Source organism: Acidiferrobacterales bacterium (assembly GCA_028820695.1).
Classification (GTDB): Bacteria; Pseudomonadota; Gammaproteobacteria; order Arenicellales; family JAJDZL01; genus JAJDZL01.
This window is the reverse complement of sequence record JAPPIB010000024.1, coordinates 1-4,730: the sequence shown is the minus strand read 5'-3', so window position 1 is coordinate 4,730 and position 4,730 is coordinate 1. Positions and strand designations below refer to the sequence as shown.

Annotated in this window: 6 protein-coding genes; 3 read left to right on the top strand and 3 right to left on the bottom strand. The window is 47.0% G+C overall.

What is annotated here, in order from left to right:
• Positions 1–94 precede the first annotated feature (94 nt).
• From OXI60_03125 to OXI60_03115, 3 genes are all read left to right on the top strand, one after another.
• Positions 95–292, top strand: a complete 198-nt coding sequence (locus OXI60_03125) for a type II toxin-antitoxin system HicB family antitoxin (protein MDE0308811.1) — start codon at positions 95–97, stop codon at positions 290–292.
• 220 nt (positions 293–512) lie between these two features.
• A complete protein-coding gene (locus OXI60_03120; GenBank protein MDE0308810.1) occupies positions 513–788 on the top strand; it encodes a hypothetical protein in 276 nt (91 codons plus the stop codon).
• Positions 781–1,062, top strand: coding sequence for a hypothetical protein (locus OXI60_03115; GenBank protein MDE0308809.1), 282 nt, complete (start codon positions 781–783; stop codon positions 1,060–1,062). Before OXI60_03120 ends, OXI60_03115 begins: the two co-directional genes overlap by 8 nt.
• Before the next feature lie 77 nt (positions 1,063–1,139).
• On the opposite strand, the gene OXI60_03110 is transcribed toward OXI60_03115, so the two are convergent.
• The 3 genes from OXI60_03110 to OXI60_03100 form a co-directional block, all read right to left on the bottom strand.
• Positions 1,140–2,333: a 5-methylcytosine-specific restriction endonuclease system specificity protein McrC gene (locus OXI60_03110; protein MDE0308808.1), complete on the bottom strand. Its 1,194-nt coding sequence runs from the start codon at positions 2,331–2,333 to the stop codon at positions 1,140–1,142.
• A complete protein-coding gene (locus OXI60_03105) occupies positions 2,330–4,204 on the bottom strand; it encodes an AAA family ATPase (GenBank protein ID MDE0308807.1) in 1,875 nt (624 codons plus the stop codon). Before OXI60_03105 ends, OXI60_03110 begins: the two co-directional genes overlap by 4 nt.
• Before the next feature lie 105 nt (positions 4,205–4,309).
• Positions 4,310–4,730 (bottom strand): succinyl-CoA--3-ketoacid-CoA transferase (locus OXI60_03100; GenBank protein MDE0308806.1); only part of this gene is annotated, 421 nt, incomplete at its 5' end.

The following is a 4,730-nucleotide window of genomic DNA, read 5'->3' as shown; positions in this document are numbered from 1 at the left end:
GGGTGTGCAGAGTCCTGATCATGAGCGTTTGTTAGCCAAAACTGTACCTTGATTTAACTTTCACTTGAAAGTAATTTATAACATACGGACGAAAATGAAAAATGAGTACGCGCTTCTCATCGAGAAAGATGAGGATGGTTACTATGTCGGCAGCATCCCTGCGCTGCCGGGATGCCACTCCCAGGCCAGGTCGGTTGACCAGCTAATGGAGAGGATGGAAGAGGCCATAGCACTGTGGCTTGAGGTCGAACAGGATACCGACTCCAGCCGACTAGAATGGGTAGGCATATAAAGACTGGTATTATGAGTAGAATGCCCCGTTTTGCGGGCGAGTAACTGGCACCGTTTTTTATTGTGCGTTCTCACAAATTTTTGTCGTAAAACTTGTTGGGTCCCACATTCTACAGATAGCTTCACCTTCGTAAGGATGGTACACTTTATTTCCTGAATCGAAACTATATTCTTTATCACAAATGAGCCGCTATCGTGATGGATAGCTGAGCGTATATTGTATGACTACTTTTGCTATCATTCTCTCCGAACCTACTCCTGATGACTGGGAAAAATTAAAACAATTCCCTGCAAGTTCGTACTACATCGTTGATGACCGTGTGGCTTTTTTCTCAGGTAAAAATGTTGATCTAACAGCAGAAATTTCAGACATGGTTGGAATGAACGATGATGAAAAAATCACCGGAATTGTTATATCAGTAGAATGGTATGATGGCTGGCATAACAATACATTATGGGAATGGTTAGCTCGTAAGGAGAAGAAAAATAATGTCTAATGTTGTGGATATGAATCGTCGCCCAGGTAGGGGTCGTGCATCTACGCATGACAATGGAAATGGTTCTGGAGATTGGGAAGCCAGATTGCGCAATGTTGAAATTCATCTGGCTGTAATTCAAGAGCGAGTGGAAAATGTGGCAGACACTATGGCCACTAAGGAAGACATAGAGAAATTAAAAAACTGGATACTGGGATCGGTTCTTACTCTATTTTTAGGGTTGCCTGCAATCGCTTTTTTTATTGTCCAGCTATATACGTTTTTCAAATCATAGCAGCCACGCGTCAAGACTTACTCAAAACCCCATCTCCCCCGCCGTGTAAGGCACCACCATCTCCCCGCGGTATCTCATCAATGCTGGTGTGGGGTGCCGCCTGTGCTGATATTCTCAAGTTCCACTTCTGAAGTCGTTGAACCATAGAGCGTGCTCTGAACTGGCAGTCGTCTCAGCTTTTCGACTACAACATTTGTAGGTTCGGCAAGATTGATAGTTACGAACCTTACGATGTGACCCTGTAGTTCAGCCGCTTCATCAATGTCGACCCCTACTGCTGGATAGAGAAGCATACCTTCGGAAGAGCGTGAAAGCGGGTCATTTGGTAGTTCCTGACTGCGAAGATAAGAGTAAAGTTGGAAAATGTAGTCTGAATTAAATTTCTGTTTGTCTCCGTAATACGGCTTGACGAGGATATCCGTAAATTTGGTATCAATAATGATCCGGCGAGCGTTTTGTTCGTTTTCAAGAATAATATCGGTAATCATCTTGGGCATATACTCATTGATACCAGCAGATGCTACGCCGGTCGGCCAATAAATCTGTTTACCTGGATAAACACGCCAACCTTCCTCCCGTGGCAACTCAACGGTGAAGAAATTACCAATCGCCTTTTCAAAAAGTTTGTGGAACTCAGTCTGACCGCGCTCAGCTTTTAAGAGTGCCCGCACTCCTTCTTGCTCTGTTGGCAGAACAAGATCAAAGACCGCTTTGGCGAGTGATACCATGAGCCGATCCCCAGACTCGTGACGTGCAATCTGGTCTGATGTAATTTCTGCGCGTGATGGCTTTAATCCACTTACGCCGGCACGACCAAGAGCGCCCGCAAGCATTCTGGCATTATGACTAAGTGCCGGCTCATTAAGCAGCCTGCTAAGTGCAGTCAATGCGGCACGGACAAAGCGGTTACGAGGAGTATCTATGGTTAACTCATCAAATCGACAGGCGATTTCACCGCGACTGAGAAGAGCATGGGATTCTGTCTTTAGAAGATCGATCCGACCCCGTACTCGCTTCAGCGTATCCTCTCTTCGTCGATATCCAAAACTGAGATTGCGTCTCAGCCTGGTTTCGACGACATGGCAGAGTAACCTTGCAATTAAAGACTTGAAATCAGGGGAATCCTCAATTTCTGCTTCAAAACGACCATGAAAATGCGCCAGGTTGTAAGCAAAGAGGAATAAAAACCAGACATTTCGTACCGGTATTTTGTCGTAAACCAGGGGCGTCTCATCCTCTGAGTTGGTTCCAGAAAGAGCAGCTTCGCTCATAAATCTTGCAGGAGATTATTTTTAGATGAGGCTGCTTTATCGGGATTTTCGAACCAATATTCTTCTAGTAGTGGAGCAATCTCAGTTTCGACGATTTCAGTAAACCATGTTTGGGTATCCACAACCTGCTCACCAGGCGCGGGAGTTACATAGCTGTGGCCAATTTTGAATTGTTCACCAAGCGTGCGATCTTCAGCTATTTCCTTGTTTAGCTTGATCATACGCTCCTGGATTCGTGACAGTACTTCTTTATCCACGCCCGATTGTTTGACGCACCATTCCAGCCATGTCTCATTGAAGACGGGTTCAAGAGACACGAAAGCAAAGCGCCGACGGAGGGCGAAATCGACAAGCGCAAGCGAGCGGTCAGCAATATTCATGGTGCCGATTACATAAAGATTGTTCGGTATAAAGATTCGTTCTGTCTCACTACGCCTGTAGGCGAGTTCTATCGCTTCGCCTTCCTTGCGTTTGTCTTTTTCCAAGAGGGTGAGCATTTCTCCGAAAATCTGTACTGGATTGCCGCGATTGATTTCCTCAATGGCTATAATAAACGGGCTGTCAGGTTCGGCTCGTTCGGCTTTTTTAACGGCTTCAAGGAAAATGCCGTCAGTGAGTGATAGTCTCCCGTCGCCATCCGGCCTCCAACCCCTTACGAAGTCTTCGTAAGACAGTGATGGGTGGAACTGGACTGAACGCATACACTTGCGTGTGATTTCACGGTCTTTTGTGCCGACGAGGAGATAACCAAGACGCTTAGCGAGCCATGTCTTACCAGTACCAGGTGGGCCTTGCAAAATCAGGTTCTTTTTTTCGCGCAGCCTAGAAAGAGCTGACTTAAGAGCCTCTTCGGAGAGAAAGCAACCATCGTCCAAAATGTCACTGATTTCATAGGGCTCGAATTCAATTTCTTCGCTATCGGTGTCTGCTTCCTCTTGGTCATCCGCGATATAGGCAGGGGTCGTGCTGACGGTACGGTACTGTTCGGCCCACCGAGGTTGACGAAGCCAGAACTCGTAGTCTTGCTTATGATCGCCAAAAGCAAACTGGATAAGGCGGCGTGCGTGGTCGTCAGAGGCAACCGCTTCACTTATAGCGTAGAAATAACGACCAGTAGAGAAGTACCAGGTTTTAGGATCATCAAACAACTGCCAGTCGACTTTGATGGTTTTACCATCTTCGGTGGGCTCAACCACAGTACCTATTGCCTTAATGTGCATGCACGATACAACTTTATTCTGATTATCAAAAGGAAGATTATTTATTTGTTTGAAAGTCGATTTTATTGCGATCAGGTCTCCTGGCTTGATGCGGGCGACAAGTTCAGAGAATTTATCCTTATGTCCGTTCTGCCAGATGCCTTCAGAAATAAAGCGTTCAGTTTGGTCATCGCCATCCCAATTTGCACCGACAAACCAGAATTGCCGATTTGGATCATCAAAGAGGTCACTTGCGCTATTCTCGGATGGAGCGGACTGGTCTGCGGTCTCGTCTTCATTGATTTCTAACTCATCAGGCGCGTTTTGTGCCCATTTAAATATCTCTTGTTGCTGCTGTTTAACAAATGAAGTTTGATCGCCGATATCGAAGTCCAGTTTTTTTGCAAAGTCAATAAACCCCTTGAGAGCTTTGCCTTTAAGATCCCCGTTCTTGGTATCCTTTTTGTTAACGACAATCGCACTTAGAAGTGGCCAGTCATTTGCGACGGCGAATTCAACTAATTGTCCAAGGTGCAGGTTCATTTTATAGCGAACCTTGTTCCACTCAGCATCATTTGCATTCGCCAAATCTCCGTAGCTTATAAAACGTTGGTCACGCGCAGCATCCAGGATAGCCCGGTAAGTCTTTTTCAAGTCAAGTTGATCAGTCATGAGGGGAAAGTGTAGTCAATGAATAAATTTTTGTGGAGCATGAAGCGTAATTTGTTCTTAGTATACAACTTCGCTGGTAACATCAGTCGTCCTTGACATACCCCCCTAAAATCCCATCTCTTCCACCCTCTCCGGCACCACCATCTCCCCCGCAGTCTTGCTCACAATCTCATCCACACTCACCCCCGGCGCCCGTTCCTTCAACCAGAACTTCCCATCGTTGATCTCCACGTAGGCAAGGTCGGTAACAACCTTGTGAATACAGCCCGCGCCCGTCAGGGGCAGGGTACATTCCGGCAACAACTTGGATGCCCCGCTCTTGCTGGCGTGTGTCATGGTGACGATGATGTTGTCCGCCCCGGCCACCAGGTCCATGGCGCCGCCCATGCCTTTCACCAGTTTGCCCGGAATCATCCAGGAGGCGATGTTGCCTTCCACGTCCACTTCGAATGCGCCCAGCACCGTGAGGTTCACGTGGCCGCCGCGGATCATGGCGAAGGATTCCGCGGAGCTGAAGATGGAGGCG

Excerpts from the sequence above, each read along its gene's own strand:
- OXI60_03105 (MDE0308807.1), bottom strand. The coding sequence starts at position 4,204 with ATGACTGATCAACTTGACTTGAAAAAGACTTACCGGGCTATCCTGGAT.
- OXI60_03110 (MDE0308808.1), bottom strand. The coding sequence starts at position 2,333 with ATGAGCGAAGCTGCTCTTTCTGGAACCAACTCAGAGGATGAGACGCCC.
- OXI60_03125 (MDE0308811.1), top strand. The coding sequence starts at position 95 with ATGAAAAATGAGTACGCGCTTCTCATCGAGAAAGATGAGGATGGTTAC.
- OXI60_03115 (MDE0308809.1), top strand. The coding sequence starts at position 781 with ATGTCTAATGTTGTGGATATGAATCGTCGCCCAGGTAGGGGTCGTGCA.
- OXI60_03120 (MDE0308810.1), top strand. The coding sequence starts at position 513 with ATGACTACTTTTGCTATCATTCTCTCCGAACCTACTCCTGATGACTGG.